General features: G+C 67.5%; 24 protein-coding genes. 13 read left to right on the plus strand and 11 right to left on the minus strand.

Translation table 11 applies throughout. The annotated features are described in order from the left end of the window. The 3 genes from V6M49_RS16345 to V6M49_RS16355 all read left to right on the plus strand — a co-directional run. Nucleotides 1-160, plus strand: a 160-nt coding sequence (locus tag V6M49_RS16345) for a hypothetical protein (RefSeq protein ID WP_332762080.1), incomplete at its 5' end; no start/stop codon positions are given. Beyond that, complete coding sequence (gene hutH / locus V6M49_RS16350; protein WP_332762062.1) at nt 157-1,749, plus strand: histidine ammonia-lyase; 1,593 nt, start codon at nt 157-159, stop codon at nt 1,747-1,749. The genes V6M49_RS16345 and hutH, both read left to right, overlap by 4 nt. 161 nt (nt 1,750-1,910) lie before the next feature. Continuing rightward, nucleotides 1,911-2,147 (plus strand): hypothetical protein, encoded by a 237-nt coding sequence (locus V6M49_RS16355; protein WP_056348863.1) that lies wholly within the window; start codon nt 1,911-1,913, stop codon nt 2,145-2,147. 148 nt (nt 2,148-2,295) lie between these two features. Here V6M49_RS16355 and V6M49_RS16360 read toward each other — a convergent pair whose 3' ends face one another. The 5 genes from V6M49_RS16360 to V6M49_RS16380 all read right to left on the minus strand — a co-directional run bounded on the left by V6M49_RS16360 (nt 2,296) and on the right by V6M49_RS16380 (nt 6,390). Beyond that, nucleotides 2,296-2,553, minus strand: a complete 258-nt coding sequence (locus V6M49_RS16360) for a hypothetical protein (RefSeq protein ID WP_332762064.1) — start codon at nt 2,551-2,553, stop codon at nt 2,296-2,298. Nucleotides 2,554-2,745: 192 nt separating this feature from the next. Continuing rightward, nucleotides 2,746-3,147, minus strand: coding sequence for a universal stress protein (locus tag V6M49_RS16365; protein ID WP_141139262.1), 402 nt, complete (start codon nt 3,145-3,147; stop codon nt 2,746-2,748). Between the two features lie 110 nt (nt 3,148-3,257). Further along, nucleotides 3,258-4,871: a tripartite tricarboxylate transporter permease gene (locus V6M49_RS16370; RefSeq protein ID WP_332762065.1), complete on the minus strand. Its 1,614-nt coding sequence runs from the start codon at nt 4,869-4,871 to the stop codon at nt 3,258-3,260. Then, entirely contained in the window at nt 4,871-5,383 is a 513-nt protein-coding gene (locus V6M49_RS16375; RefSeq protein ID WP_332762067.1) for a tripartite tricarboxylate transporter TctB family protein, read from the minus strand. Before V6M49_RS16375 ends, V6M49_RS16370 begins: the two co-directional genes overlap by 1 nt. Then, on the minus strand, nt 5,380-6,390 hold the full coding sequence (locus tag V6M49_RS16380; RefSeq protein ID WP_141139264.1) for a Bug family tripartite tricarboxylate transporter substrate binding protein: 1,011 nt from the start codon (nt 6,388-6,390) through the stop codon (nt 5,380-5,382). The genes V6M49_RS16375 and V6M49_RS16380 overlap by 4 nt, the downstream gene beginning before the upstream one ends. Nucleotides 6,391-6,628: 238 nt before the next feature. Between V6M49_RS16380 and V6M49_RS16385 the strand changes: the two genes are divergently transcribed. Both V6M49_RS16385 and V6M49_RS16390 read left to right on the plus strand, forming a co-directional pair. Continuing rightward, on the plus strand, nt 6,629-8,206 hold the full coding sequence (locus tag V6M49_RS16385; protein ID WP_141141932.1) for a sensor histidine kinase: 1,578 nt from the start codon (nt 6,629-6,631) through the stop codon (nt 8,204-8,206). After that, nucleotides 8,203-8,868, plus strand: coding sequence for a response regulator (locus V6M49_RS16390; protein WP_104063142.1), 666 nt, complete (start codon nt 8,203-8,205; stop codon nt 8,866-8,868). Before V6M49_RS16385 ends, V6M49_RS16390 begins: the two co-directional genes overlap by 4 nt. Here the strand turns inward: V6M49_RS16390 and V6M49_RS16395 are convergent. Beyond that, entirely contained in the window at nt 8,865-10,307 is a 1,443-nt protein-coding gene (locus tag V6M49_RS16395; protein ID WP_141139265.1) for an NCS2 family permease, read from the minus strand. The genes V6M49_RS16390 and V6M49_RS16395 overlap by 4 nt on opposite strands. Nucleotides 10,308-10,426: 119 nt before the next feature. Here V6M49_RS16395 and V6M49_RS16400 point away from each other — a divergent pair, with 119 nt between their 5' ends. After that, nucleotides 10,427-12,820: an excinuclease ABC subunit UvrA gene (locus tag V6M49_RS16400; protein ID WP_332762070.1), complete on the plus strand. Its 2,394-nt coding sequence runs from the start codon at nt 10,427-10,429 to the stop codon at nt 12,818-12,820. A gap of 114 nt (nt 12,821-12,934) precedes the next feature. Then, nucleotides 12,935-13,564 (plus strand): copper resistance CopC family protein, encoded by a 630-nt coding sequence (locus V6M49_RS16405; RefSeq protein ID WP_332762072.1) that lies wholly within the window; start codon nt 12,935-12,937, stop codon nt 13,562-13,564. Here the strand turns inward: V6M49_RS16405 and V6M49_RS16410 are convergent. Next, on the minus strand, nt 13,561-14,193 hold the full coding sequence (locus tag V6M49_RS16410; protein WP_104063146.1) for an FAD-dependent oxidoreductase: 633 nt from the start codon (nt 14,191-14,193) through the stop codon (nt 13,561-13,563). The two genes, V6M49_RS16405 and V6M49_RS16410, sit on opposite strands and share 4 nt — an antisense overlap. A gap of 417 nt (nt 14,194-14,610) precedes the next feature. Here V6M49_RS16410 and V6M49_RS16415 point away from each other — a divergent pair, with 417 nt between their 5' ends. From V6M49_RS16415 to V6M49_RS16435, 5 genes are all read left to right on the plus strand, one after another. Further along, the gene (locus V6M49_RS16415) at nt 14,611-15,648 is read left to right on the plus strand and encodes a universal stress protein (protein WP_104063147.1); all 1,038 of its coding nucleotides are present in this window, start codon (nt 14,611-14,613) and stop codon (nt 15,646-15,648) included. A 25-nt stretch (nt 15,649-15,673) separates the two neighbouring features. Next, nucleotides 15,674-18,412 carry a PEP/pyruvate-binding domain-containing protein gene (locus V6M49_RS16420; protein ID WP_442959751.1) on the plus strand — a complete coding sequence of 913 codons (2,739 nt, stop codon included), beginning with the start codon at nt 15,674-15,676 and terminating at the stop codon, nt 18,410-18,412. Between the two features lie 100 nt (nt 18,413-18,512). Beyond that, nucleotides 18,513-19,991: a hypothetical protein gene (locus V6M49_RS16425; RefSeq protein WP_332762073.1), complete on the plus strand. Its 1,479-nt coding sequence runs from the start codon at nt 18,513-18,515 to the stop codon at nt 19,989-19,991. Between the two features lie 74 nt (nt 19,992-20,065). Then, entirely contained in the window at nt 20,066-21,022 is a 957-nt protein-coding gene (locus V6M49_RS16430) for an ABC transporter ATP-binding protein (protein WP_332762084.1), read from the plus strand. A 139-nt stretch (nt 21,023-21,161) separates the two neighbouring features. Continuing rightward, the gene (locus V6M49_RS16435) at nt 21,162-21,959 is read left to right on the plus strand and encodes an ABC transporter permease (protein WP_332762086.1); all 798 of its coding nucleotides are present in this window, start codon (nt 21,162-21,164) and stop codon (nt 21,957-21,959) included. A gap of 62 nt (nt 21,960-22,021) precedes the next feature. Here V6M49_RS16435 and V6M49_RS16440 read toward each other — a convergent pair whose 3' ends face one another. From V6M49_RS16440 to V6M49_RS16450, 3 genes are all read right to left on the minus strand, one after another. Next, on the minus strand, nt 22,022-23,431 hold the full coding sequence (locus tag V6M49_RS16440; protein WP_332762074.1) for a C40 family peptidase: 1,410 nt from the start codon (nt 23,429-23,431) through the stop codon (nt 22,022-22,024). A gap of 210 nt (nt 23,432-23,641) precedes the next feature. After that, nucleotides 23,642-24,562, minus strand: coding sequence for a cation diffusion facilitator family transporter (locus V6M49_RS16445; RefSeq protein ID WP_141139271.1), 921 nt, complete (start codon nt 24,560-24,562; stop codon nt 23,642-23,644). Between the two features lie 10 nt (nt 24,563-24,572). After that, nucleotides 24,573-25,001, minus strand: a complete 429-nt coding sequence (locus tag V6M49_RS16450) for a metallopeptidase family protein (protein ID WP_141139272.1) — start codon at nt 24,999-25,001, stop codon at nt 24,573-24,575. Between the two features lie 72 nt (nt 25,002-25,073). Between V6M49_RS16450 and V6M49_RS16455 the strand changes: the two genes are divergently transcribed. Then, nucleotides 25,074-25,700, plus strand: coding sequence for a class I SAM-dependent methyltransferase (locus V6M49_RS16455; RefSeq protein WP_332762076.1), 627 nt, complete (start codon nt 25,074-25,076; stop codon nt 25,698-25,700). Nucleotides 25,701-25,706: 6 nt separating this feature from the next. On the opposite strand, the gene V6M49_RS16460 is transcribed toward V6M49_RS16455, so the two are convergent. Beyond that, the gene (locus tag V6M49_RS16460) at nt 25,707-26,651 is read right to left on the minus strand and encodes a DMT family transporter (RefSeq protein ID WP_332762078.1); all 945 of its coding nucleotides are present in this window, start codon (nt 26,649-26,651) and stop codon (nt 25,707-25,709) included. Between the last annotated feature and the right edge of the window lie 173 nt (nt 26,652-26,824).

Consider the following 26,824-nt stretch of genomic DNA (forward strand, 5'->3'; position numbering starts at 1 on the left):
CGACGGCACCGACCTCGCCGCCCAGAAACTCGAACGCCTCCTCACCAACGACCCCGGCATGGGCGTCATCCGCCACGCCGACGCCGGCTACGACCGCGCCACCGACGTCGCCAAAGAACGCGGCGTCCGCATCCCCATGCAAGAAGGAATCACAAAGTGACCATCACCACCCACTCACCGCTCACCGTCACCCTCGGCTCCAGCGGCGTCACGCCCGAGGACGTTGTCGCCGTCGCCCGCCACAACGCTCGGGTGACCATCGCCCAGGAGGCGCTGGACACGGTGGCGAAGGTCCGTGCGCACATCGACGAACTCGCGCACAGTGAGACCCCCGCCTACGGCATCTCCACCGGCTTCGGCGCGCTGGCCAACCGGCACATCCCCAGCGAGCTGCGCACCCAGCTGCAGAAATCGCTGATCCGAAGCCACGCCGCCGGCATGGGCCCGGCCGTGGAACGCGAGGTGGTCCGCGGCATTATGTTCCTGCGGGCCAAGACACTGGCCTCCGGCCGCACGGGCGTTCGCCCCGTCGTCCTGCAGACCATGGTGGACGTACTTAACGCCGGCATCACCCCGGTGGTCCGCGAATTCGGCTCGCTTGGCTGCTCCGGCGACCTCGCCCCGCTGTCCCACTGCGCCCTGGTGCTGATGGGCGAGGGTGAAGCGGAAGGGCCCGACGGCGTGACGTACGGCGGGCGGGGTGAGGCGCCTGTCGCCGAGCTGCTCGCCGGGCACGGCATCGAACCGGTCACCCTCGCCGAGAAGGAAGGCCTGGCGCTGGTCAACGGCACCGAGGGCATGCTGGGCATGCTCCTGATGGCCATCGCGGACCTTCGCCAACTGCTGACGACGGCGGATATCACCGCCGCGCTCAGCGTCGAGGCGCTGCTGGGTACGGACCAGGTCTTTGTGCCGGAGCTGCATGCGGCCTTGCGTCCGCACCCCGGCCAGGCCGCCAGCGCGGACAACATGCTGCGTGTGCTGTCGAACTCGCCGATCGTGGCCTCGCACCGCGTGGGGGATTCCAAAGTCCAGGACGCCTACTCGCTGCGCTGCGCGCCCCAGGTGGCCGGGGCCGCACGGGACACGGTGGACTACGCCGCCCTGGTGGCATCCCGCGAGCTCGCCGCCGCCATCGACAACCCGGTGGTCCTGCCGGACGGGCGCGTCAGCTCCAACGGCAACTTCCACGGCGCACCAGTGGCCTACGTCCTGGACTTCCTGGCCATTGCCGTCGCGGACCTCAGCTCCATCGCTGAGCGCCGGACGGACCGGATGCTGGACCCGGCGCGTTCGCACGGGCTGCCGGCGTTCTTGGCCGCGGATCCGGGTGTGGACTCGGGGCTGATGATCGCCCAGTACACGCAGGCCGGGCTGGTCTCGGACAACAAGCGGCTGGCCGTCCCGGCGTCGGTGGATTCCATCCCCAGCTCCGCCATGCAGGAGGACCACGTGTCCATGGGCTGGCACGCTGCCCGTAAGCTGCGCAAGGCCGTGGAGAACCTCCGCCGTGTCCTGGCCATCGAACTGGTGACCAGCGCCCGAGCCATCGACATGCGGACGCAGCTGTCCGACGGCGAGCTCCTCCCCGGCCCGGCAGGCGCTGCCGTGATCGGCGTGCTGCGGTCCGTCGTCGAAGGCCCCGGAACCGACCGGTTCCTGTCACCTGAGCTGGAGGCGGCTGACCGTTTGGTTGCCTCCGGCAAGGTCCGGGAGGCCGCCGAATCCGCCGTCGGAATTCTTGCCTGAGCGGGAATATCCTTCGGTCCTGCCGAGAAATTCGGCCAATGTCGAAATATGGTGCAACACGAACAATTCGACGCCGGGAAGTGTAGTAGAACTGAAGGTGTAGTGAAAGTCACATCAAAGAGGCTGTGGCGCAGAACGTATACAAAGGGGTAGTAGTTCAAATGAAAGCACGTGGGGCTGTCCTGTCGAGGCGCAATGTCCACTCGGCCACCATCTCGGAGTGGGGAACGCTCAAAGCCGGGGACCGGGTGGAAATCATCAAACACGCGCACGTCATTGCGGCGGGCGAAGTGGAAGAAGTATCGCAGAGCGGGAACGTGCTGTGGCTCGTGCCGGCCACTCCGTCAGAAAAGGAACTTTTCCTTAAATCCGACGGTGTAGAAGTCCGCAGGAGTTAGGAACACAAGACCAAATAGCAAAGAGTCCCCGACTTCCGGTAACGGAAGTCGGGGACTCTTTGCGTGGATCGCGTGGATCGCGTGGATCGCGTGGATCGCGGGCGGGATCGACGCATCGATCGAAGCCCGGATCCAGAGCCGAATCAGCTCAGGCTGCAATGCTTTCGTACGTTTCACCAAAGGGGACCGACTCGTCCAGGGCCACGGTGAAGCGTCCCGGGCGCAGGCGCGTCACAAGGATGCCGCAGGCCGCGTCTTTCGCCGGCTCGATCAGCGTGGCAACAGCGTTGTCCAGTCCTTCGTGCATCTCGTGCGCAGTGGAAAACTGCAGGTCGATGGACAGGGAAGCCGCGGCTTCGACGGCCGCCACGGCGGCCAGGGGGCGTTCAAGAAATGCTGTAGTCATGTGCCGAACTTTCTGTGTCTCGTGCCAAAGGGCTCGATCCACTGTACCGGCTACAGGACCTAGGATGTCAGATGACTGCTGTCTCGTCCGCCGAGACGCCAAAAATCCGAAGCTTGTTCGCCGGCCCACACCGTCAGGGCGGGGTCCGGCGAACAAACTTCGGATAGAAGGTGGCGCCCGGATCCGTCCGGATCAGCCCGCCATGCCCGCTTTGACGGCCAGAACGGGACAGTCCGCCTCGAGCAGGATCCGCTGCGACGTGCTGCCCATGATCAGTTTGCCCACCGGGGTGCGGCGGCGCAGACCGATCACGATGAGCTCGGCGTTGTGCTCCTCCGCGGCATCAAGAACCTCCGCTGCCGCATCGTGGCCGCGGACCGGCTGCTTGATCACATGGTCGATCCCGTGGGCGGCCAGGCGCGCGTCGATGCCCTGCATTTCGGACTCCTGGGCGTACCGGTTGTCCACCAGGGCATCACCCTTGGAGGAGTTGATGACCAGCAGGGTGGTATTGCTCTTCCTGGCCTCGGCGATGGCCTGGGTCAGGGCCGCTTCGCCCTCCGGGGTAGGGACGTATCCCACCACAATCGTCATGGCTGTACCTCTTTTTCTGTCAGTTGATCTTCTGCTGTGGGGCGGATGCGGGGGCGGGCCGATGCGGGGCTGATGCCCAGGACTGGGTAGCCGGCTGGGTAGCCGGCTGGTTAGCCGTCGCCGTCCCCGTCGCCGCCAGTGGTGGCACGGTGGCTGCCCTGGCTGGCGCTGCCACCCGAGGAATCCGTCGGTTCGGATGCGCCGGAGCGGGTGGCGGGCACCCCTGCCGGCACTGCTGCCGGCCGGTTCCGGCGGATCAGCTTGAACAGCAGCGGCCACAGGAGGATCAGGGCGATGATGATGTAAATGCCGACGGCGATCGGCTCACTCCAGAGGCCGGCGGGGTCGCCGGCGCTGAGCTGCAGCGTCTGGCGGAGCTGCTTTTCGATGCGCGGTCCGAGGATGACGCCGAGGATGAGCGGCAGGACGGGAAGCCCGAAGCGCCGCATCATGAAGCCCAGCGCGCCGAGCGCCAGCAGGAGCACCAGGTCGAACGCCTGCAGGTTCACGGAGTAGGCGCCCAGGGTGGCGAAGAACAGGATGCCGGCGTACAGGTAGGGCCGCGGGATCTGCAGGAGCTTCGCCCACATCGGTGCCAGCGGCAGGTTGATGATCAGAAGCAGGAAGTTGCCGATGAACAGGCTCGCGATGAGGGCCCATACCAGCGGTCCCTCGCTTTCGAACAGCTGCGGCCCTGGCTGGATGCCGTACTGCGTGAACGCTGCCAGCATCACGGCGGCCGTGGCGTTGGTGGGCAGGCCCAGGGCCAGCATGGGCGTCAGCGTGCCGGCTGCGGCAGCGTTGTTGGCCGCTTCCGGACCGGCCACACCCTCGATGGCGCCTTTGCCGAACTCCTCTGGGTGCTTGCTGAGCTTCTTCTCGGTGACATAGGAGAGGAACGTGGGAATCTCGGCCCCGCCGGCCGGAAGTGCACCGAAGGGGAAGCCGAAGGCGGTGCCGCGGAGCCAGGGTTTCCAGGACCGCTTCCAGTCCTGCTTTCCCATCCACGGGCGTCCCACGGGAATGACCTGCAAGGGGTTGCGGCGCAGGTGCGCGGCAACCCACAGTGCCTCGCCCACGGCGAAGATGGCCACCGCAACCACTACGATGTCCAGACCGTCCGCCAGGAGCGGCACACCGAAGGTGAGCCTGGCCTGGCCCGTGACCACGTCCAGGCCCACCAGGCCGATGGCGAGGCCAAGGCCAAGGGATGCGAAGCCCCGAAGCCGCGAGGAGCCCAGGACAGCGGTGACCGCCAGCAGGGCCAGGACCATGATGGCAAAATAGCTGGGCGATCCCAGGCTGACGGCGAACTGCACCACCACCGGCGCGCAGACTGCGAGGAGGGCGGTGCCGATGGTGCCGGCCACGAACGAGCCGATGGCCGCCGTCGCCAGCGCCTGCGCGGCCCTGCCGGCTTTCGCCATCTTGTTGCCTTCGATGGCCGTGACCACGGACGACGATTCACCCGGCGTATTCAGCAGGATGGAGGTGGTGGAGCCGCCGTACATGCCGCCGTAGTAGATGCCGGCGAACATGATGAAGGCGCTGGTGGGTTCCAGGGCGTACGTGACCGGAAGCAGGAGCGCAACGGTCATGGCCGGGCCGAGGCCCGGGAGGACGCCGACGGCGGTACCCAGGACGACGCCGATCACGGCGTAGAGGAAATTCATGGGGGTGAGGGCGGTGGCAAAGCCGTCCATCAGGGAGGAGAAGACATCCATCAGAGAATCCCTTCCAGGAGGCCGGCGGGCAGGTTAATGCCAAGGCCAAGGTAGAAACCGTAAAAGGTCAGGAGGGACATTGCCACTGAGATGAGTCCGTCGCGGATGTAGTTCCGGCCGCCCAGTGCCCAGACGCTGCCCCAGAACAGGATGGTGCCGGAGATGACCCAGCCGGCCCAGTCGATCAGCAGGATGTTCGCGATGAAGGCGCCTGCCAGCGGCAGGACCGTCTTCCAATCGGCGGGGTGGGAAAGGTCCACGTCCTCGCCGCCTTCCGCCTCGCCTTGGCCACCGCGGAGTACGTTGACGGCCAGCATCACGGCGCAGACCAGCAGCAGGCCGCCCACGATGAACGGCAAGGTCTTAGGTCCTACGGGATCAGACTGGGAGTACGTGGTGCTGATCCGGGTTGCGTCCCAGATGACCAGGGCCCCGGCCGCCCCGAGCAGGAGGGCAACCCCCAGCTCGGAGCGGCCTTTGAGCCGTGAGGCCAAAGTTGGTGAGGAGCTCACGCCAGGCCAAGCTTCGTGAGGACGTCCGCCACCCGCTTGTCCTGCTCGGCCAGGAAGCTATCGAACTCGGCGCCGGTGATGAAGGCGTCGCTCCAGCTGTTGGTCTTCAGGGCTTCCTTCCACGCGGCCGTGCCGTGCATCTTTTCGAGAGCCGCGATCAGCTTGGCCTTGTCAGCGTCGGTGATGCCCGGAGGGGCCACGATGCCGCGCCAGTTGGTGAACACCAGGTCGATGTTGGATTCCTTGAGGGTGGGAGCGTCCACGCCGTCGAGCCGCTTCTCGCCGCTGGTGGCCAGGACACGGACCGCACCGGATTCGATCTGCTTGAGGTATTCCCCTGCACCGGAGGCCGCGAAGCCCACCTTGTTGCCCAGGATGGCCGGGAGGAGGTCTCCACCGCCGTCGTAGGACACGAAGTTCACCTTGGTGGCGTCGATGCCCAGGGCTCCGGCCAACTGCATGGGCAGCAGGTGGTCAGGGCCGCCGGGGGAGGAACCGCCGCCAACGCTGATGGAACCCGGGTCAGCCTTCCAGGCGGCGACCAGGTCATCGATGGTTTTGTAGGGCGAATCCTTGTTGACCATGATGGCGCCGGGTTCTTCGATGAGCCGGGCCAGGGGGGTGGTGGCCGTCAGCTTGGACTCGGACTTGTTGGTGTAGCTTGCGCCCACCACGCCCAGGCCCATAAGCATGGTGAGGTCGCCGTTGCCCTTTTCGTTGACGATGCGGGCCAAGCCCACGGTTCCGCCGGCGCCCGCGAGATTGAAGACTTCGGGGTTCGTGGCGATCTTCTCGTCTTCGAGGACTTTGGCCGCCACGCGGGCGGTGGTGTCGTAGCCGCCGCCCGCAGTGTTGGGGACCATGATCTGGAGCCCGGTCAGCGGGCCGGCGGGGGCGCCGGAGCTGGCTCCGTCAGTAGAGCTCTTCCCGGTGGCACCGCAGCCGGTGGCCATCAGGGCGATGCCGGCGGCGACGGCGGCAATTCGCAATGCGCGGATCTGGCGCATGGTGTTCCTCTTCTCTAAATCTGATCAGCAAGAAACTGACTGGTGATCCGATGCTAGGCCCCTAAGTGACGGGCATCACTCTTGTGTACGCAGAGAAAGTTAAGTTCATTGCGTTCACGTTTCCGGTGGCCAACCGGCGCCATGCGGCGCCCATAGTTCAGGTAGCCTGACCACGAGAGGCCCGACAATCAAGACCACGCAACCAGAGGAAAGAACCACAGTGACTCGACGAAGAGGCATGTCCCTTGCGGGGCAGTACCTGGTTCTGCAGTTGCTCATCGTTTTCGCCGTCCTGGTGGCCGTGGTGGCCATCTCCCTCGCCCAGTCCGCTGCGGCGTTCGAACGGGTTGAGGGCCGCCGGGCGCTGTCCGCTGCCGAAGCCCTGGGTGCCAATCCCACCGTCCGGGCGCTGCTGCCCGGGGCCGAGCCCCGCGGCGGCTCAGCCCTTCCCGCCGTGGCCGAGTCGGTGCGGACGGTGTCGGGGTCCTCGCACGTGGCGCTTGCGAAGCTCGACCGTACGGTGGTTGCCTCCTCCAATCCCAGTCTGTTGGGCCAGCCCTTGGAACTCGGCGCCAGCCGTGTGCTCGAAGGCCGCGCGTGGACCGGTGTGGTGGACGGATCCGGCACGGAGGAACTGACCGCCCATGTTCCGGTCCTCGACGACGCCGGAAAAATGATCGGCATCGCGTCCATCAGCCGGAACTACCCGTCCACGCTGGAGCGGCTGGGGGATGCCGTGCCCAACCTCCTCACCTATCTCGGTGTGGCCAGTGTGCTGGGCGTTGCCGGCTCGCTGCTGCTCTCCCGCCGGGTCAAGCGGCAGACCCTGGGCATGGAACCGAGCGAAATCACCGGCCTGGTGGAAAACCGCGAGGCCATGCTGCATGGCCTGAAGGAAGGCGTCGTGGCGCTGGACCCGCACGAGCGCATCACCGTGGCCAACGACAGTGCCCGCGCCCTGCTTGGCCTCCCCGCCGACTGTGTGGGCAAGCGCCTGGCCGGCCTGTCCGTGGAGCCGGCGCTCAAGGAAGTCCTCACCCGCGAGCAGCCGGGGCCGGACCAGCTGGTACTGGTGGGAGACCGGCTGGTAGTGCTGAACCGGGTTCCCATCCGTTCGCGCGGCCGCGACATCGGCTCCGTCACCACGCTGCGCGACCGCACGGAACTGTCCGCACTCGAGCGGGAACTCGGCGCCACCCGGACGGCCACCGACACCCTCCGGGCCCAGGCCCACGAATTCGCCAACCAACTGCACGTGATTTCCGGCCTCATCCAGATCGGGGAATACGATTCCGTGGTCCAGTTCGTCAACGGCGCCACGCTGGACAGGACCCGGCTCAACGACGAGGTCACCAGCCGCATCCAGGACCCGGCGCTCGCCGCGCTCCTGATCGCCAAGTCGAGCCTCGCCACCGAACGCGGAGTCACCTTGCAGCTGGACCCGGAATCCGGGCTGAAGCGCGTTGATGATGAGCTGTCCCGCGACCTGACCACCGTCGTGGGGAACCTGGTGGACAACGCGTTCGACGCCGTCACCGGGCTTCCGGACGCAGCCGTCAGGGTGCTCGTGGAGGACACAGCCGACGGCGTGACGGTCACCGTAAGCGATTCCGGCCCCGGCGTCGCCGGGGATCCGGGGGAGATCTTCCAGCAGGGTTTCACCACCAAGGACCCCGGCCCCGGCGGCAGCAGGGGCTTCGGCCTGGCGCTGTCCCGGGTGGTGTGCCGGCGCAGCGGCGGCGACCTCACGGTAACCAACAACAACGGGGCGGTCTTCACCGCCCGGCTGGAACGAACACGGAGAATGCAGCAATGATCAAAGTCCTGATCGTCGATGACGACTTTATGGTGGCCAAGGTCCACGCAGGGTTCATTCAGCGCACTCCCGGGTTCGCCGTCGTCGGGGTGGCCCATACCGGCGCCCAGGCGGTCATCGAAACGGGGCGGCTGCAACCGGACCTCGTGCTGCTCGATATCCACCTGCCGGACATCAACGGCCTGGACCTGATGCACAAACTGCGCGAAGCGGCCCCGGAACTGGATGTCCTGGTGATCAGCGCCGCCCGTGAAGTGGACACGGTACGCAAGGCCCTCCGCGGCGGGATTGTGCACTACCTCATCAAGCCCTTCTCGCAGACTGACCTGCAGGAACGGCTGGAGCACTACCGCAGCGCCTACCAGGGCCTCGACTCGGCCAAGGATGTGGCGGAGCAGTCGGACGTGAACCGGGTGTTCGGGCTGGACCGGACCGATCGGCCGCTGCCGAAGGGCTGCAGCATCGAAACGCTGAAGCTCGTGGAAGCTGCCCTGAAGGAGGCCGACGGCGACCTCTCCGCCGCCGAAGTGGCCGTCCAGTTGGGCACGTCCCGGGTCAGTGCGCGCCGGTACCTGGAGTACCTCCACGATGAAGGCGTGCTGGAGGTCCGGCTTAAGTACGGCGTGGGCAGGCCCGAGCGGCGGTATGTGCTGAAGGGCTAGGGCATGCCCAGTGCGGCCTCGATGGGACCCACGGCGAAGAACAGCAGGAACGCGCCGGCCACCGCCCACATCAGCGGGTGGACGTCCTTGATGCGGCCCTGGAACGCCCGGATCAGGACATAGGCGATGAAGCCCGCGCCGAGACCGTTGGCGATGGAGTACGTAAACGGCATCAGGGTCATGGTCAGGAAAGCCGGGAGGGCGATTCCCCAGTCCTGCCAGTCGATCTTGCCCACCTGGGAGACCATCATGAAGCCCACCACCACCAGGGCCGGGGCCACCGCCTCGAACGGCACGAGGTTGATCAGCGGGGTGAAGAACATGGCCACCAGGAACAGCAGGCCGGTGACGATGGACGCCACGCCTGTCCGAGCACCCTCGCCGATCCCGGCGCCGGCCTCAACATAGATCTGGTTCGAGGAGACGGATGCGCCGCCACCCACGATCGCGCCGAGCGCGTCCACCTGGAGCACGCGGTCCACGTCCGGGATGTTGCCGTCCTTGTCCACCGTGCCGGCCTCGTTGGCCAGGCCCACCATGGTGCCCATGGCATCGAAGAAGATGCTGAGCAGGATCACGAATGCCAGCAGGGTGGCGGCCACAAAGCCCAGGTGTTCAAAAGCGCCGAACGGGTTGGCCTTGCCGATCAGCGACAGGTCCGGGGCGCTCCACCCCGTAAAGGACGGCGCCACCAGGGACCAGCCCTGCGGGTTGGCGGTTGTGCCGTCAAAGCTGGGGCCGATGTGCAGGGTCATTTCCAGGATCACGGAAATGACGGTGGAGGCGATGATGCCGATCAGGATGGCGCCCTTGACCTTGCGGACCACCAGGGCGATCGTGAGGATCAGGCCGAACACAAAGACAGCCGTGGGCCAGCCCAGCAGCTTCCCGTCGAAGCCCAGGCCCACGGGAACGGTGGTGCCGGCAGCGTCCGGGATCCGGCGCACAAAGCCGGCATTCACCAACCCGATCAGGGCGATGAACAGGCCGATTCCCACCACGATGGCGGTCTTGAGCCCGTCCGGGACGGCCCTGAAGACGGCGGTCCGGAAACCGGTGAGGACCAGGATCATCATGGTCACGCCGGACAGGACCACCAGGCCCATCATGTCCGGCCACGTCAGGCCCGGGTTCGTGGCGACCGTGACGGCCACAAACGCGTTCACGCCCAGCCCCGCGGCCAGCGCGAAGGGGTGCCTGCCCCAGGCGCCCATCAGGATAGTGAGGATGCCTGCCACAAAAGCCGTCACAGCGGCCACTGCGGCAAAACCAAGGGTGTTGCCGCTGGAATCCGGGCCGGAGAGGATCAGGGGGTTAAGCACCACGATGTAGCTCATGGCGAAGAACGTGGCAAAGCCGCCGCGGATCTCGCGGGAGAGGTTGGACCCCCGCTCGGATATCTTGAAGTACCGGTCCAAGGCAGAGCCCTGCTTAAGCATTAGTCCTCCGGGATGTGTTGTTGGGGTTACTTGATCCTAGAGGGCAGGGACCGGGCCCAGTGTGCGCGCCTAGAATGTCTGTCAGGAACCTCACAATGCCTAGCAATGTTGGAGACACCATGACTACTGACACATCGACAGTCCAGCAGCTCCCCGCGACCCACGTTGCCGACAGCCACGATCTGATCAGTGTGCAGGGCGCCCGGGAGAACAATCTCAAGGACATCAGCATCGAGATCCCCAAGCGGCGCCTGACGGTGTTCACCGGGGTGTCAGGATCGGGCAAGAGCTCACTGGTGTTCGCGACGATCGCGGCGGAGTCCCAGCGCATGATCAACGAGACCTACAGCGCCTTTGTGCAGGGGTTCATGCCTAACCTGGCGCGGCCCGACGTGGACCACCTCGACGGGCTGACCACGGCGATCATCGTTGACCAGGAGCGGATGGGCGCGAACCCCCGCTCCACGGTGGGCACTGCCACGGACGCCAACGCCATGCTCCGGATCCTCTTCAGCCGGCTGGGCACGCCGTACGTCGGGCCGCCCACGGCATTTTCCTTCAACGTCCCGACGCGGAAGGCCAGCGGTGTGATGAGCACCGAGAAGGCCGGCGGCCGGGTGGAGAAGGCCGTGGTGCAGAACGTTGTCTATCTGGGCGGCATGTGCGCGCGCTGCGAGGGTATGGGCTCGGTCTCCGACTTCGACCTCACGGCCTTGTACGACGACAGCAAGTCGCTCGGCGACGGTGCACTGACCGTCCCCGGGTACAGCATGGACGGCTGGTACGGCCGGCTGTTCGAGGGCATGGGACTCCCGATGGACAAGCCGATTGCCACGTTCACGAAGAAGCAGCTTGAGACGATGCTGTACTCCGAGCCCACCAAGATCAAGGTTGAGGGCATCAACCTCACGTTCGAGGGCATCATCCCGAAGATCCAGAAGTCCATGCTGTCCAAGGACGTCGAGGCGATGCAGCCGCACGTGCGGCGCTTCGTGGAGAGTGCCATCACTTTCCAGGCCTGCCCCGAGTGTGAGGGCACGCGGCTCAGCCCCGAGGCCAGGTCCTCAAGGATCCAGGGCAAGAACATCGCCGACCTCTGCGAGATGCAGATCAGCGACCTGGCCGAGTGGGTCCGCGAATTCGACGAGCCGTCGGTTGCGCCGCTCCTCAAAGGCCTGCGGCACCTCCTTGACTCGTTCGCCGAGATCGGGCTGGGTTACCTCTCCCTCGACCGCCCGGCCGGCACCCTCTCCGGAGGAGAGGCCCAGCGCACCAAGATGATCCGGCACCTGGGGTCGTCCCTCACGGACGTCACCTACGTCTTCGACGAACCCACCATCGGCCTGCACCCGCACGACATCGAGCGGATGAACCAGTTGCTGCTGCAGCTGCGGGACAAGGGCAACACCGTGCTCGTCGTCGAGCACAAGCCCGAGACCATCGCCATCGCCGACCACGTGGTCGATCTCGGTCCCGGCGCCGGCACCGCGGGCGGCAACGTTTGCTTTGAAGGCAGCGTGGAGGGGCTGCGCGCGAGCGACACCATCACCGGCCGCCACCTCGATGACCGGGCCAAGGTCAGGGAATCAGTCCGCAAACCGTCCGGCGTCCTTGAAGTGCGTGGCGCCTCCACGCACAACCTGCAGAACGTGGACGTCGATGTTCCGCTCGGCGTGCTGTGCGTGGTGACGGGTGTGGCCGGTTCCGGCAAAAGCTCGCTGATCCACGGCTCCGTGGCGGGACGCGACGGCGTTGTGGTGATCGACCAGGGCGCCATCAAAGGCTCCCGCCGCAGCAACCCCGCCACGTACACGGGCCTGCTCGAGCCGATCCGCAAGGCGTTCGCGAAGGCCAACGGCGTGAAGCCGGCACTGTTCAGCTCCAACTCCGAAGGTGCCTGCCCCACCTGCAACGGCGCGGGCGTCATCTTCACCGAGCTCGGCGTGATGGCCACCGTCGAGTCCACGTGCGAGGACTGCGAGGGCCGGCGGTTCCAGGCGTCAGTGCTGGAATACACGCTGGGCGGCCGCAACATCTCCGAAGTGCTGGCCATGTCCATGACAGAGGCAGAAGTGTTCTTCAGTGAAGGGGAGGCCCGCACGCCCGCCGCCCACAAGATCCTGGGCCGGCTCGTCGACGTCGGGCTCGGTTACCTGACGCTCGGCCAGCCGCTCACCACCCTGTCCGGCGGCGAGCGGCAGCGCGTCAAGCTGGCCACGCAGATGGCCGAGAAGGGCGACGTCTACGTCCTCGACGAACCGACCACCGGCCTCCACCTCGCCGATGTCGAGAACCTGCTGGGCCTCCTTGACCGGCTTGTTGAGTCCGGCAAATCGGTCATCGTCATCGAGCACCACCAGGCGGTCATGGCGCACGCCGACTGGATCATCGACCTGGGTCCCGGTGCAGGGCACGACGGCGGCAAGGTCGTTTTCGAGGGCACGCCCGCAGAGCTTGTGGCCGCCAAGTCCACGCTCACCGGCAAGCACCTCGCGGCTTACGTCGCCGGCTGAATGCCCGTGCCCGGGAAGAGTGCGCGGGAAACGTGCCTGGGAAGCGTGTGCTGCCGCTGCCCATGGAAGTTCGCCTAGGCTTGAAGGACGCCAACCCTAGGGAGCAGTACACCCATGCGATCCATCCGCCGCCAGTTGCTGAGCGTTGTGCTCGGGACCTTCGTTCTCGCCGCCGCGCTGCTGGGGGTTTCGGCCCCGGCGTCGGCACATGATGCCGCCGAGTCCAGCAGCCCCGCACAGGGCGCCACGGTGGCCACAACGCCGGAACAGGTCTCCGTCACCTTCAACAAGAACCCGCTGGGCATCGGCGCGCATATCTCCGTCAAGGATTCCGCCGGGGCCGAGTGGGCGGAAGGCGCTGTTCAGATCGTGGACAGCACTGCCACGCAAAAGCTCATGGCCGGCGCTCCGGCGGGGGCTTACACGGTGGCCTGGCGGGTGGTCAGCTCGGATTCCCACCCGATCGAGGGGACATTCGGCTTCACGGCGACCGCCGCGGCGGCGGGAGCCGCGCCCTCGGGAACATCGTCGGCGGGAGCATCGCCGTCGGCCGCTGTTCCCACGATGGGAACCGCGCAGCCGGGAACCGTGGCAGCTCCGGCCCCGGCAGAAGACGCGTCCGAACCGTTCCCCTGGAGCCTGGTGATCTTTGCCGCAGTGGCCGTCGGGCTGCTGGTGGCCATCGGCATCCTCGCGAAGCGCCGCCTCGACGCAGGCAGCGACGACGAAACCGAACAAGCCTAGACGGCGGCGGCGCTTTCCGGGTGGACCGTGGCCTGGACCGTTGCTGAAATGGCCTGGCCCACGGTCTTCGCCTGACGCAGGACTTCCTTGGGTGAGGGCGTGATGAGCTCGCCCACTCCTACGAGGTAGATGCCGATCTGCCGCATGGCTGCCACCAGGTTGCGGCCAACTGTGATGCCGAAGTCGCTGAGCATGCGCCGCAGCTGGCTGTGCGCGCACCGGGTCAGCACAATGTTGTCAGCCAGCAGGATTCCGTTGGGCGTATGGACTTCCCATTTGCCGGACGGGGAGCCCGCGGCTGTTCCCGCAGTATTTCCGCCTGGTGCGCCGCCCACCATGGTCAGCTGAACCGCCCGGGTGGTGTTGCGGACATCCATGTGGTGGCTGGCGGCGTAGTTGCGCAGATGGCGGAGGATCTCGTTGCGCTCCCGGAGGGAGTCGGAGTCGGCTGCGTCGCAGCGCTGCAGTGAAGCGGTGTTGGCCGGTTGTCCGGCGCCGAGGATGTCGAGCCCGTCCACCACAATCGCGTCCACGCCGCGGCGGCGCAGTTCTGCGCCAACAGCCAGGCCTGAGAGCCCCGTGCCGATGATCACCGTGGTGGTCCGTTCGGTCCCGCCATTCAGAGGCATGCTTGACACTACAGTTTTCCTCCTTCAAAGGCTTCGGATGCAGGCAGCGTTGCCCCGCATGCGTTCCGTTACCCCCAAAGTCCGGCCGCAGCACCGGCCCGGGACGCTCCTGAATTGGGCGTCGGCGGACCGGCAGTGCCTCGAAGACTACAGAACATTCAGGGCCGTGGATAGCCCAAACACAAACATTCTTCTTATCGTTGAATTCGGTTGCCACTCCGTTTGCCACGGGCTGTGGATAACCCGCCATCCAGCGGTCCGCAGCCGCTTGCTAAGTGTCTGCGGACCGAGAATAGTGAGAAGCGGAAGCAGGGTTCTCCAGTCCGTCGGGGCGCACATCGCGGCCGGTGCGGGCGGAGGGCGCCGCTTCTGGCAGAATAGCCGCAACATAAGGCAGTATCGCGAGGAGGCGGCCCGATGGGCGCACAAGAGATGCATCCGGATCCGGAACAGGACCGGGCCGGAAATTCGGCTGCTCCGGTGGGAATTGTTGTGGGGGTGGATGGTTCCGACCATGGCCAGTGCGCTTTGGTGTGGGCTGCCCGGGAAGCCGAGCGCCGCCGTCGGCCGTTGCATATTGTCACCGCGTATTCAGTGCCGATCTTTGCGGCGTCCGGGCTGGACGGCGGGTACGCCACCGTGGATGATTCCGTGATCCGCGAGGGCGCTGAAGCGATCGTCAAGCAGGCGCTGGACAAGGTTTCGGGCTACAACATCGAAGTTGACGGCTCCGTGGAGAACGGCGACGCTTCAGGCGTGCTCCTGGAAATGTCCGAGACAGCCGATCTGCTGGTGTTCGGCACCCGCGGCCGCGGCGGATTTGTGGGACGCCTGCTGGGCTCGGTGAGCAGCGCCCTGCCGGCTCACGCCAAGTGCCCCACGGTCACGGTGCCACTGGTGTGTTCGGACCGGCTGGGCGAAACCACCGAAGACAAGCGCATCAGGGCCGAGCAGGCCAAGCCAGGACACAAGCAGGTCGAGAACGTTGTGGTGGTGGGCGTGGACGGGTCCGAACAGGCACGCATCGCCGTGCTGGAGGCTGCGGACCAGGCTGAACGGCTCGGGGCAACCCTGCGCGTGATCTGTGCGGTGCCGCAGTTCAGCGGCTCGCTGGCCTGGGTTCCGGCCCCCATGGACCGCAAAGCCCTCTTCGATGACATCCGGGTCCAACTTAACGCCGGGATGGCCTGGCTCAAAAGCCACTACCCCAACCTTTCCGTGGAGTCGGAACTGCTGGACGGTTCGGCCGTGGATGTTCTCGTTGAGGCCAGCCGGCACGTAGAACTGGTGGTTGTGGGCACCCGGGGCCGTGGCGGGTTCACCGGCATGCTCCTGGGCTCCACGTCCGGCGGCGTGCTCCACCACGCCAAGAGCCCGGTCCTGGTGGTTCCGGACCGCGACGATCCGCGGCTGGCGGACCGGGCGCAGTTCGGACCGATCCCCGGCGCAGCCTGACCCATCACCTTCCGCAGCAGGAGGCATGAAAATGCCTGACACCGGCAGTTCGTCTCCCATCCTCGGATTGGAGGCGGTCACCGCAGCAATGGTTCCCCTGGTGGGTGGCAAAGCGGCCAACCTGGGGGAGTTGCTCGCCGCCGGCCTGCCCGTGCCTGACGGATTCTGCCTCACTACGGAGGCCTACCGCCAAGCGATCGCGGGCCACGCGCATCGAACGGACGGCATGCTCGCCGACGTCCACACTGCTCTTCAGGCAACGCCCGACGGCGACCTCCCCGCCCTGGCTGCGCTGGCGTCCCGGGCCCGGGGTATCATCCAAAACGCTCCGGTCCCCACCGAGGTGGCCGCCGCCGTCGAACAGGCCTATGCAGCCCTGGGGGACAACGTTCCGGTGGCCGTCCGGTCCTCAGCCACTGCGGAGGACCTTCCGTCGGCGAGTTTCGCCGGCCAGCAGGACACTTATCTGAACGTGGTGGGCGCTGCCGCCGTCGTGGAAGCCGTGCGCAACTGTTGGGCCTCGCTCTGGACGGACCGGGCGGTCAGCTACCGGGCAAGCCGGGGGATCGACCCGGCCGCGGTGGCGCTGGCCGTGGTGGTCCAGCGGATGGTGGATGCCACCGCCGCCGGTGTGCTTTTCACCGCGAACCCGCTGACGGGCCGCCGGAAGCAGGCCGTGATCGATGCCAGCCCGGGCTTGGGGGAAGCGGTGGTGTCCGGGGCCGTGAACCCGGACCATTTCGTCGTGGACCCGCTCACCGGGCGCGTGCTGGAACGCCGGCTTGGAGACAAACGCATCGCGGTCCGGCCCATCCCCGGCGGCGGCACACGGACTCTGGCCATCAGCAACGGCGGGGCCGCGGCGTGCCTGACGGACAAGCAGGCCGCCGAACTTGCAGCCTTAGGCCACCGGGTGGAGGGTCACTTTGGCTCGCCGCAGGACATTGAATGGGCCATTGCCGGCGATGGTCATTTCTGGCTGACCCAGTCGCGGCCCATCACCACGCTGTTCCCCGTACCGCAGCGGGCCGCCGGCGGGGAGGGCACGCGCGTTTACCTTTGCTTCAGCCTGGCGCAGGGCCTGACCCGCCCCATCACGCCCATGGGCCTGGCAGCCTTCCGGCTTATTGCCTCTTCGGTGGCCCGCGCGGCGCAGTTCGATGTGCCCGAGCCGCGCAAGGGTCCGTCCCCTTACGCAGCGGCGGGGCAACGCATCTACCTCGACCTGACCGCCGTAGCCCGCAGCACCACCGGCCGGCGGATCATCCCGCGCGTCTTTGACGTGATGGAAGCCCGGTCGGCCACGGTGCTGCGCCGGGTTTTCGAGGACCCGCGGTTTTCCGTGACGCGCAGGACGCCGCTGGGTTTGCTGCGGCACGTGGTCCCGGCTGCGGTGCATGCCAGGGTGCCGGAGACGCTGCTTCGGGCCGTTTTCCGCCCGGACGCGGCCCTCCGAAGGACCAACCGACGGGCGCGCGAGTTCGCCGACTCCCTCGAACCGCCCGCCGGCCTCACCCCGCTGCAGCGCCTGGACCACGTCGAACACGTACTCGGCACCCGCATCTTCTCGGTGGTGCCGTCCATCCTGCCGCTTCCGGCTCTTGGGTTCGCCGCCCTGGCGCTCGCCGGAAAACTGCTGGGCGGCGGCCGGTGGGATGACCTGCAGGTGGTGCTCCGCGGGCTGCCCAACAACGTCACCACGGAGATGGACTTGGAGCTGTGGCGCCTCGCCCAGGTGATTAAGAACGACGGCGGTTCCCGCGCCGCCGTGACGGACCGGAAACCCGCCGAGCTGGCCGAAGACTTCCGCGCGGGCCAGCTGCCCGCGGTGCTGCAGTCCGGGCTGGCGCGGTTTATGGGCCGGTACGGTCACCGGGCGGTGGCCGAGATTGACGTTGGCATGCCGCGCTGGTCTGATGACCCCACCCATATCCTGGGTGTCCTGGCCAACTTTCTCCGGCTGGAGGGTTCCGCGCTGGCGCCGGATGTCCAGTTCAGCAACGCCGCCGAGGAAGCGGACGCCTGCGTTGACCGTCTCGTCGCGGAGGCGCGGAGCCGCGGCCGGCTGCGCGGAACGGTGGTCCGGGCCGCGCTACGTCGGGCCAGGCTGTTCGCCGGGCTGCGCGAGCTGCCCAAGTACCAGCTGGTGGTGGGCCTCGCCGAAGTGCGGAAGCAACTGGCCTTGGCCGGCGCGGCGCTGGCTGCGGCGGGGGTGGTAGCCGACGCGGATGACGTCTTCTTCCTGGACCTGGATGAAGCCCGGACCGGCCTCGATTCGGGAACAGCCCGCCCCGCCGGAAACGCTGACCTCCGGGACCTGGTGGCGCAGCGGCGCGCGGACTACGCCGTGGAACTTGAACGGCGCCACATACCCCGGGTGCTGCTGTCGGACGGCACGGAGCCGGAAGCCATTCCATCCGGCGACGCTGTGACGGCATCCAAGGTGCCGGGGGCACTGAGCGGGAGCCCGGCGTCGGCCGGTGTTGTCACAGCGGCCGCCCGTGTGATCCTGGACCCGGTGGGTGCGCATCTGGAACCGGGAGAAATCCTGGTGGCGCCGTCCACGGACCCCGGCTGGACGCCGTTGTTCCTCACCGCGGGCGGACTGGTGATGGAGATGGGCGGACCAAATTCGCACGGGGCCGTGGTGGCGCGGGAGTACGGCATCCCGGCGGTGGTGGGCGTCCCGGACGCCACGCTCCGGCTCTTCACCGGGCAGGAAATAACGGTCGACGGCGGCGCCGGAACCGTGGTGCCGTCGTAGCCGGAGTGCCCCTCGGCATGACTTCCAGAAGGGGACGTGTGCCGCGGCGGTCCCCAGGCGTAACCTGAAGTATGGGCTCCAAGGATGAAGCGGGGCTGGCATGAACCGCGCATGGCTGCGCTGGGTGCCTGCCGCAGCTGTACCCGCAGTGATCGCCGCCGGTGTGCTGGTGGGATCCATTCCGGCGCGGGCCGGCGATCCGCTGCCACAAAAGTCTCCGGCTGAGGTCCTGACCCTCCTGGGCCAGCACAACACCAGGTCATTCTCCGGAACAGTACAGCAGTCCGCCGAGCTGGGCCTGCCCGAACTGCCGGCCGCCGGTCCCAGCTCCGGACCGGTGTCGGCCGGCGGGGCCGCGTCGGTCGTGGAGTTCCTGACCGGCGAACACACCGCCCGGATCTTTATGGACGGGCCAACCAAGATGCGGGTCCAAGTGATGGACCGGCTGGCTGAACGCGACGTCATCCGGCGGGACAACGACGTGTGGTTCTACAACTCCAAGGACAACAGCGCCGCCCACCTGGCCCTGCCGGCGTTCGCCAGCGACCTGCCGCTGCCTGTGCCCGGAGTTCCCGCCCTGCCTGAACCTCCCGCACCGCCCGAACCTCCCGCACTGCCAGGACCTCCCGCACCGCCCGGACCTCCTGCACCGCCCGGCGACCTGCCGGGTCCGGACCTTCCGAAGCCCGACTTGCCCTTGCCCATCCTGCCCGGCGAGATCCTGCCCGGCCCGCCAGTGCCCCCCGTAATGCCGACGCCCGAGGATCTGGCCCGGAAGTTCCTCGCCGTCGTGGACAGTTCCACCGAGGTGACGGTGGGTCCGGACGTCGAAGTCGCCGGCCGGTCCGCCTACAGCCTGGCACTGGCGCCAAGGACGCAGGGGACGCTGCTTGAGAAGGTTGCCATCGCCGTCGACGGCGAGACAGGAATGCCACTGCGCGTAACTGTGATGGCACGCGGCCAGGCGGAACCGGCTTTTGAGGCTGGCTTCACCAGCCTGTCCCTGGCGGCTCCAGACGACTCCGTGTTTACGTTTGTTGCCCCGCCGGGCGCGACGGTCAAAGAGCTGCCAGTGCCGCCGGTCCCGTATATGCCCGGCAGGCCAGCCCTCCCGCCCGCTCCCGGTGGGATTACGCCCGGAGTGGTTCCAGACAGCGGCCCGGACCAGGTTCCGCCGGACCAGCCCACCCCGCCGGACCAGGTTCCTCCGGACGCGGTTCCCCCGGACCAGCCCACCGCCGTGCCGGACCAGCCCGCCGCCCCGCCGAAGCAGTTCCCCGCCCCGGACAAGGTTCCCGGCAGCGACGCCAGCCTGCGGCACCGTGATGCACCGCGGCCCACGGTGACCGGCAAGGGCTGGGAAACCGTGATCGGGTTCCCCGCGGCACCCGGCGGGCAAGGGGCTGCCTGGACTGAATCCTTGCTGAAGGATCCGCTCCTGTCCCAGGCCGCCGTCGTCGTTCCCGGCGGACGGCTCCTGTCCACGGCACTGGTCAACGTCCTCCTGACGGACGACGGCAGGGTCTTTGTGGGGATGGTCCCGGCCGAGCGGCTGCAGGCCGCCGCCGGCGCAGCGTGACCGCGGCCGGGGGGACGGCTGCCGCCGGGATAGCCGCGGCCCGGACCCCTTCCGCAGGGAACGGGACAGCCGGGCTGACCATCGAGACCCAAGGCCTGACCAAGCGTTTCGGCCACCAGCTGGCGGTCGACAACGTGGACCTCGCCGTTCCCCACGGCGCCGTGTTCGGTTTCCTGGGCCCCAACGGGTCGGGCAAAACCACCACCATCCGGATGCTGCTGGGCCTTGCCGCGGCGTCGGCCGGAACCGTCAGCGTCCTGGGCCTGCAGATGCCGCAGCGCCTGCACGATGTCCTGCCGCGCGTGGGTGCGCTGGTGGAGGGGCCGGCGTTTTATCCGTTCCTTTCCGGCACCGCCAACCTGCACCGCCTGGATGCTGCCAGCCGGCATGCGGCGCCCGCTACGCGGACTGCCCGAGTGGCCGCCGCGCTTGAGCGGGTGGGCCTCTCACACGCCGCCGGCAAGCGGGTCCACGCCTACTCACTGGGCATGAAGCAGCGGCTGGGGATCGCCAACGCGCTGCTGTCGCCGCGGGAACTGCTGGTGCTCGATGAGCCCACCAACGGGCTGGACCCGCAGGGAACGCGGGAAGTGCGGAGCCTGGTCCGGTCGCTGGCCGCCGACGGCGCCACCGTCTTCGTCTCCAGCCACCTCCTGGCAGAAGTGGAACAGATCTGCACGCACGCGGCCATCATGAGCGCCGGGCGACTGGTGGCCCAGGGGCCGCTGGCGGAGCTCCGCCAGGCCGGTGAGACCCGGATCCGACTGTTAACGCCCGACGCCGGGACGGCCAGTGAGGTCCTGCTGCGGTTGGGTATGTCCCCGGAGAGAAGCCCTGAGGCCAGGACGCCTGAACCGGACGGGGACGTGCTGACCGCCGCCGCGGCTGCATCCCGGCTGGCGGCCCCGGAGGACATTGTGGCGGAGCTCGTGGCGGCCGGGGTGCGCGTGCGGGGCTTTTCCGTTGAGCGGGAGAGCCTGGAGGAGCGCTTTGTGGCGCTGACGGGGGAGGGGTTCGACATTGCCCAATAGTGCTTCCGACGCCGGTGGTTTCCCTTCAGCCAGCAGTGTTCCTGATGCCCGCAGTGGTTCTGAGACCAGCAGTGGTTCCGATGCCAGCAGCGGTTCTGGGCTAAGGGGCGCTCCAGGTGCGCCGTCGAGCCTGTCCCTGCTGGCATCTGAGCTGAAGACGCTGTTCCGGCGTCGCCGGACCGCGGCCATGCTGCTGGCGCTTGCCGCGATACCGGTGCTGATCGCCGTCGCCGTCCGGCTCTCGTCATCCGTTCCTCCCGGAAGGGGACCTGCCTTCTTGGACCGGATCAGCCAGAACGGGCTGTTTGTCGCGGTCACGGCGATGTTGGTCTCGGTGCCGTTGTTCCTGCCCCTGACCATTGGCGTCGTGGCGGGCGATACCATCGCCGGCGAGGCCAGCCTGGGCACGCTGCGGTACCTGCTGGTGGCGCCCGCCGGGCGTGTGCGCCTGCTGCTCGTGAAGTACGCGGGGGCGCTGGCGTTCTGCCTGGCCGCTCCCGTCACCGTTGCGCTGGCCGGGGCAGCGATCGGAGCTTCGCTCTTTCCCATTGGGCCTGTGACCCTCTTGTCCGGCGACGTCGTCCAGCCCCCCGAGGCCGCGCTGCGGCTGGTCCTGATTGCTGCCTACCTTGCGGTATCCCTGGCAGGACTCTCGGCGATCGGCCTGTTCCTGTCCACCTTGACGGTAGTTCCGGTGGGCGCCATGGCCGCCACTGTGGTGCTGTCAGTGGTCTCGCAGGTCCTGGACCAATTGCCGCAGTTGGAATGGCTGCACCCTTGGCTGTTTACGCATTACTGGTTCGGCTTCGCGGACGTCCTGCGCCAACCGGTGCTGTGGGACTCTTTTGCCAGCAACGCGCTGCTGCAGGCGGGCTACATCGCCGTCTTCGGGGCGCTCGCCTATGGCCGGTTCGTCACCAAGGACGTTCTGTCCTGAGGCTGGATGCCCTGAGCCTGGATGCGCTGCGCCTGGAATCCCGGGCCGGAGCCCTGGCCCGGTCAGTAGCGGGCTGCGTAAGGGTGGAGCTGCATCCCCGCCATCCAGCTCAACTGGGTCACGCCGATGCCCTCGTCCGGATTCAGCGCCTGCACCACTTGGCCATTCCCCAGGTAGATCGCCACGTGATAGAAGCCCGGCGCTGAGCCCCAGACCAGCAGGTCTCCACGCCGCGCCTGGGAGATCGGCACGTGAACGGGAGCTGCCGCGTACTGCTGGGCAGCGGTGCGCGGCAGGTACTTGCCGGCGGCGGCGAAGGCTGTCTGCACGAGGCCGGAGCAGTCAAAGCCGTTGGGGCCGGTCCCGCCGTACTCGTAGAAGTACGGCGCCCCCACCTTGGACATCGCCACGGAGATGGCAGTCTCATTGGAACCGCCCGGCGATGGGGCTGGTGCAGGCGCGGGTGCTGGCGCTGGTGCAGGCGCTGGGGCCGGCGCAGGTGCAGGTGCAGGCGCGGGTGCTGGAGCCGGGGCTGGTGCAGGCGCGGGAGCTGGCGCCGGTGCTGGAACTGGGGCGGGTGCCGGTGCGGCAGGCAGGTTCCCGCCAGCGGCCGGTCCGGCTGCGGGCCGGTCTGGCGCTGCTTGGGCCGCAGCCCGATCAGCAGCCGCAGTCAGTTCGGCGAGCCTGGCGTCCTCGCGCTGCCTGTCCAAGGCGTCAATGCGAGCCGATTCGAGGGCAACAGTGGTGTTCCGCAGCTGGGCCAGCTGATCCACCAGGATTGTCCGCTGCGCCGCGGCTTCGGCTACGGCCTTGGCCTGGGTGACGTTGGCCTGTTCGGCCTCTTCCTTGCGGGCTTGTGCCTTCTGGGCGGCGTCATCGGCGGCCCGGTTGGCGTCGTCGGCGGCCGCCGTCAGGGACTGAGCCGCGGACGCTGCGGAGGCGGCTGCTTCGAAGGCGCGGCTCCGGCTGGCCGAAATGGCTTCCAGCGTCGCGGCCTGGTGCAAAGCTTCGGCATTGCCGCTGACGAAGGTGCCCAGCGTCGGGTTCAGCCCGCCGTTGCGGTAGAGGTCGCCGGCGAGCTGGCCTACCTGCTTCCGGGTCCTGTCCTGATCTTCCTTCGCAGCAGTGGCCTTGGCCGTGGCCACTTCAGCAGCCGTCCTGCGGTCCTGCAGTTCAACCAGGGCTTCGCCGTAGGCGTTGTTGGCTTGCAGCGACAAGGCAAACGTGGCTTGCTGGGCGCTGGTGGCGTCGGCCAGGAGGCGTTCGATGACGGCGACCTGATCCGCCGTCGCGCGTTCACTCGCCTTGGCTGTGGCGATGTCCTCCGGGGTGGGAAGTTCCGGCGACGCCGGACGCTGGACTGTTGGAGCCTGCGGTAGCGGCGCTGCCTGGGCGGGGAGGGTCATGGTGCCGAAAAGTACGACGGCGGTGCACAGTACGGCGGCCTTCAGGCCGGATCCGGTCAAACCCATTCGCAGAACCTCGCACGCAGTAAGGCTGGGGGAGCGAGGTCTGGTGGCGGCACAAGGAGCCCCTCTGCTGATCTCCCAGCAGTCCGAGGCTACGTGAGCGTGTGCACTTTGGCAACACTGGTCACATCAATAACATAATCAACAAGAGTGCGATTCCTGCGCATCCGGACCGGCGTGTCGCGGAATCGGCTCCCGCTCCGCAACGCCCTACTACGCGTGCTGGCGCGATTCGTGTTCCGAGTGGCTGGCGGGTTCCAGCTGGAAAGTGCAGTGCTCAGTGTCAAAGTGGGAGCCCAGGCAGGTGGTGAGCTTGTCCAGGAGCTGGTCGGCGCCGCGGGCATTAAGGACGCCGTCCTCCACCACCACGTGGGCCGAAAACACCGGCACGCCGGACGTGATGGTCCAGATGTGGATGTCATGGACGTCAACCACTCCTTCAACGCTGAGGATGTGTTCGCGGATCATCTGCACCTCCACGCCTTTGGGGGTCGCCTCCAGGAGGACGTCCACCACATCGCGTAGCAGGCTCCAGGCCCGCGGCAGGATCATCAGGGCGATGACCACGGAGGCGATCGTGTCGGCGGCCTGGTAGCCGGTGAACATGATGACCAGTGCAGCAACGATGACGGCGACTGAGCCCAGCAGGTCGCCCAGCACCTCGAGGTAGGCGCCCCGGACGTTCAGGCTGTCCTCGTGCGCGCCGCGCAGGATCAGCAGCGAGACCAGGTTGGCCACTGCTCCCAGGATGGCGGCGAAGAGCATGATGTCGGTGTGGACCTCGGGCGCCGAGCCGATCCGGCGGATGGCCTCAGTGAAGATGACCACCGAGATGACAACCAGGATCAACGCGTTGGCCAGGGCAGCCAGGACCTCGGCGCGCTGGTAGCCGTAGGTCCGCTGATCGCTCGCGGGGCGTCCTGCAATCCAGGCGGCCAGGAGCGCGATGGTCACGCCTGCCGCGTCGGAGAGCATGTGGCCGGCGTCCGCCAGCAGGGCCAATGAACCGGACAGTGCCGCCCCGATCACCTGGACCACCACCACCGCCAGGGTGATGGCCAGGACGGCGATGAGCCGTTTGCGGTGGCGGCCTGTCGCCGTGATCCCGTGTGTGTGGCTGTGGTCGTGTCCCATGCCTACAAGGCTAGTCCCAGCCGAGCTCGTGCAGCCGCCGGTCGTCGATGCCGAAGTGGTGGGCGATCTCGTGCACCACCGTCACAGCCACCTCCTGGATCACCTCGTCGCGGGACCCGCAGATGTCCAGGATGGGCTGGCGGAAGATGGTGATCCGGTCCGGCAGCGAACCGGCATCCCACCATGAATCCCGCTCCGTCAAGGGAACGCCCTCGTAGAGGCCCAGCAGCACGGTGTCCGGATCCTCTCCCGGGCCGGGCGCATAGTCGTCCTCGACAAACACCGCCACGTTGTCCATGGCCGCCGCAAGCTTTGCAGGGATCAGGCCCAGGGCATCCGTGACGGCGGCCTCGAAATCGTCAGCGGACATCTCAAACGGACCGGACTCTTGCGGGCCATCCGGGATGATGGGCAGGCCTGGCGGCAGGTGGGCGGGCATAAGCAGACTCTAGTCCGCAGCCGGGTTGGCGCGCATACTGATACCGTCCCTGACCGCCCTATGAGGAGCCGGATGTCCGTTCACCATCGCCTTTTTGCCGCCACTTACGACGCGTTGTCGGCCTCTGTGGAGCGCAGGGAGCTCGCTCCGCGCCGGGCGCGGCTGCTTTCCGGGCTGACGGGAACCGTGGTGGATGTCGGCGCCGGCACCGGGGCGAACCTGCGGCACTTCCGCGGCGCTGAGCAGGTCATCCTCGTGGAACCGGACCGATACATGAGGGCAAGACTGAGCGCCCGACTTGGGGAGTCGTCGGTTCCGGTGGAAGTTTCCGACGCCGATGCGGAGCACCTGCCGCTGCCGGACGGCGCGGCGGACGCCGTGGTGTTCACCCTGGTGCTGTGCTCGGTGCCGGATCAGCGGCTTGCCCTGTCGGAGGCACGCAGGGTGCTCAAACCCGGCGGGACTCTCGCGGTGCTGGAACATGTCCGCGGACAGGGCCGGGCGGCCCGCTGGCAGGACAGGCTGGACGGCTTTTGGGGCGGCTGCGTGGCGCCCGGGTGCCACCTCAACCGGAACACGGTGGCATCCATCGGCGAGGCCGGGTTTGATTTCACGGAAGTCAGCAGGTTGGAGGCCCCGGCTGTTGCCCTGGCCACGCCGATCATCGCGGGCACAGCAGTGAAGCGATCGGAACCCTGAGAGCCCCTACCGGGACCTGCGGCGCGTCAGGCCCACACCCACCAGGCAGACCACCCCGCCCACGAGGCCCAGCACGCCGGGGACTTCGCTGAGGACCAGCCAGGAGATCAGGATGGTGGTGCCCGGCACCAGGTATGTGGTGGCCGCCAGCTTTCCGGCGTCAATCAGGGACAGTGCGTAGGCCCAGGTAGTGAAGGCGATGGCAGTGGGGAAGATGCCCAGATACACCAGGCCCAGTGTTGCCGGCAGCGGTGCCGACTGCAGCTCGGACACGAGTTGGCCGCTGAACGGCAGGCAGCAGACGGCCCCCACCATGATGCCGAACCAGGTGGCCTGGCCCGCCGGGAACTTCCGCAACACCGGCTTCTGGATGATGACGCTGACGGCGGCGAGCACGGCGGCAAGGAGGCAGAGCAGCACGCCCGCCACATCCGCCGTCGAACGTTCCCCGGAACCTGAGCCGGATCCGAGCGCGATCAGAGCAACCCCGCCGAACGCCACCAGGCTGCCGATTATCAGCCAGCGCGGGAAGCCCTCCTTCAGGAAGAAGCCGGCCATGATGGCAACGAGGATGGGGTTGACGTTGATCAGCAGCGCGGCCGTCCCGGCGTCCAGCAGGTGTTCCGCCGCGTTCAGGGCCACGTTGTAGCCGCCGAACCACATCACGCCGTACCCCAGGATGGGCCACCATTCGCGGCCTTGCGGCAGCACTCTGCTCTTGGCCAGCTGCGGCAGCACCAGTGCACCGAGCACGACGGCGGCAACCGCCAGCCTGCCCAGGGTCAGGGATCCGGGGGAGAAGGTGGGGCCGATGGCCCGGATCCCCACGAACGCCGAAGCCCAGAGCACTACGGTGACCACCACGGCGGCGACGCCGAGCGCGTTAGTGCGGCCAGGTGGTGGGCGAAGCGCCGTTGTTGTTGCTGCGCTGGGAGGGGTGCTTGAAGCCATGCTGCCAATCTATCCCCGGGGCGACGCCGGCGGCTGGCGGGAATCGGTCACGTCTAATCCGAAAATGAGGTGACCTGACGGCGGCGGGCTCGCACTGGTGGGTCCGTCGTGGTCTGGCGGGTTGGTTGTGGGTATGAAGGTGGGGTGTCAGGCTGCGGGTGTGAGGGTGACGG

Origin of the sequence: Pseudarthrobacter sp., assembly GCF_036675385.1 — a bacterium.
In the GTDB taxonomy this organism is placed as follows: Bacteria; Actinomycetota; Actinomycetes; order Actinomycetales; family Micrococcaceae; genus Arthrobacter.

What these genes read in the sequence shown, in the direction of transcription:
- V6M49_RS16355 (WP_056348863.1), top strand. Translation starts at nt 1,911, where the DNA reads ATGAAAGCACGTGGGGCTGTCCTGTCGAGGCGCAATGTCCACTCGGCC.
- V6M49_RS16360 (WP_332762064.1), bottom strand. Translation starts at nt 2,553, where the DNA reads ATGACTACAGCATTTCTTGAACGCCCCCTGGCCGCCGTGGCGGCCGTC.
- V6M49_RS16365 (WP_141139262.1), bottom strand. Translation starts at nt 3,147, where the DNA reads ATGACGATTGTGGTGGGATACGTCCCTACCCCGGAGGGCGAAGCGGCC.
- V6M49_RS16370 (WP_332762065.1), bottom strand. Translation starts at nt 4,871, where the DNA reads ATGGATGTCTTCTCCTCCCTGATGGACGGCTTTGCCACCGCCCTCACC.
- V6M49_RS16380 (WP_141139264.1), bottom strand. Translation starts at nt 6,390, where the DNA reads ATGCGCCAGATCCGCGCATTGCGAATTGCCGCCGTCGCCGCCGGCATC.
- V6M49_RS16385 (WP_141141932.1), top strand. Translation starts at nt 6,629, where the DNA reads ATGTCCCTTGCGGGGCAGTACCTGGTTCTGCAGTTGCTCATCGTTTTC.
- V6M49_RS16390 (WP_104063142.1), top strand. Translation starts at nt 8,203, where the DNA reads ATGATCAAAGTCCTGATCGTCGATGACGACTTTATGGTGGCCAAGGTC.
- V6M49_RS16395 (WP_141139265.1), bottom strand. Translation starts at nt 10,307, where the DNA reads ATGCTTAAGCAGGGCTCTGCCTTGGACCGGTACTTCAAGATATCCGAG.
- V6M49_RS16400 (WP_332762070.1), top strand. Translation starts at nt 10,427, where the DNA reads ATGACTACTGACACATCGACAGTCCAGCAGCTCCCCGCGACCCACGTT.
- V6M49_RS16405 (WP_332762072.1), top strand. Translation starts at nt 12,935, where the DNA reads ATGCGATCCATCCGCCGCCAGTTGCTGAGCGTTGTGCTCGGGACCTTC.
- V6M49_RS16410 (WP_104063146.1), bottom strand. Translation starts at nt 14,193, where the DNA reads ATGCCTCTGAATGGCGGGACCGAACGGACCACCACGGTGATCATCGGC.
- V6M49_RS16415 (WP_104063147.1), top strand. Translation starts at nt 14,611, where the DNA reads ATGGGCGCACAAGAGATGCATCCGGATCCGGAACAGGACCGGGCCGGA.
- V6M49_RS16420 (WP_442959751.1), top strand. Translation starts at nt 15,674, where the DNA reads ATGAAAATGCCTGACACCGGCAGTTCGTCTCCCATCCTCGGATTGGAG.
- V6M49_RS16425 (WP_332762073.1), top strand. Translation starts at nt 18,513, where the DNA reads ATGAACCGCGCATGGCTGCGCTGGGTGCCTGCCGCAGCTGTACCCGCA.
- V6M49_RS16440 (WP_332762074.1), bottom strand. Translation starts at nt 23,431, where the DNA reads ATGGGTTTGACCGGATCCGGCCTGAAGGCCGCCGTACTGTGCACCGCC.
- V6M49_RS16445 (WP_141139271.1), bottom strand. Translation starts at nt 24,562, where the DNA reads ATGGGACACGACCACAGCCACACACACGGGATCACGGCGACAGGCCGC.
- V6M49_RS16450 (WP_141139272.1), bottom strand. Translation starts at nt 25,001, where the DNA reads ATGCCCGCCCACCTGCCGCCAGGCCTGCCCATCATCCCGGATGGCCCG.
- V6M49_RS16455 (WP_332762076.1), top strand. Translation starts at nt 25,074, where the DNA reads ATGTCCGTTCACCATCGCCTTTTTGCCGCCACTTACGACGCGTTGTCG.
- V6M49_RS16460 (WP_332762078.1), bottom strand. Translation starts at nt 26,651, where the DNA reads ATGGCTTCAAGCACCCCTCCCAGCGCAGCAACAACAACGGCGCTTCGC.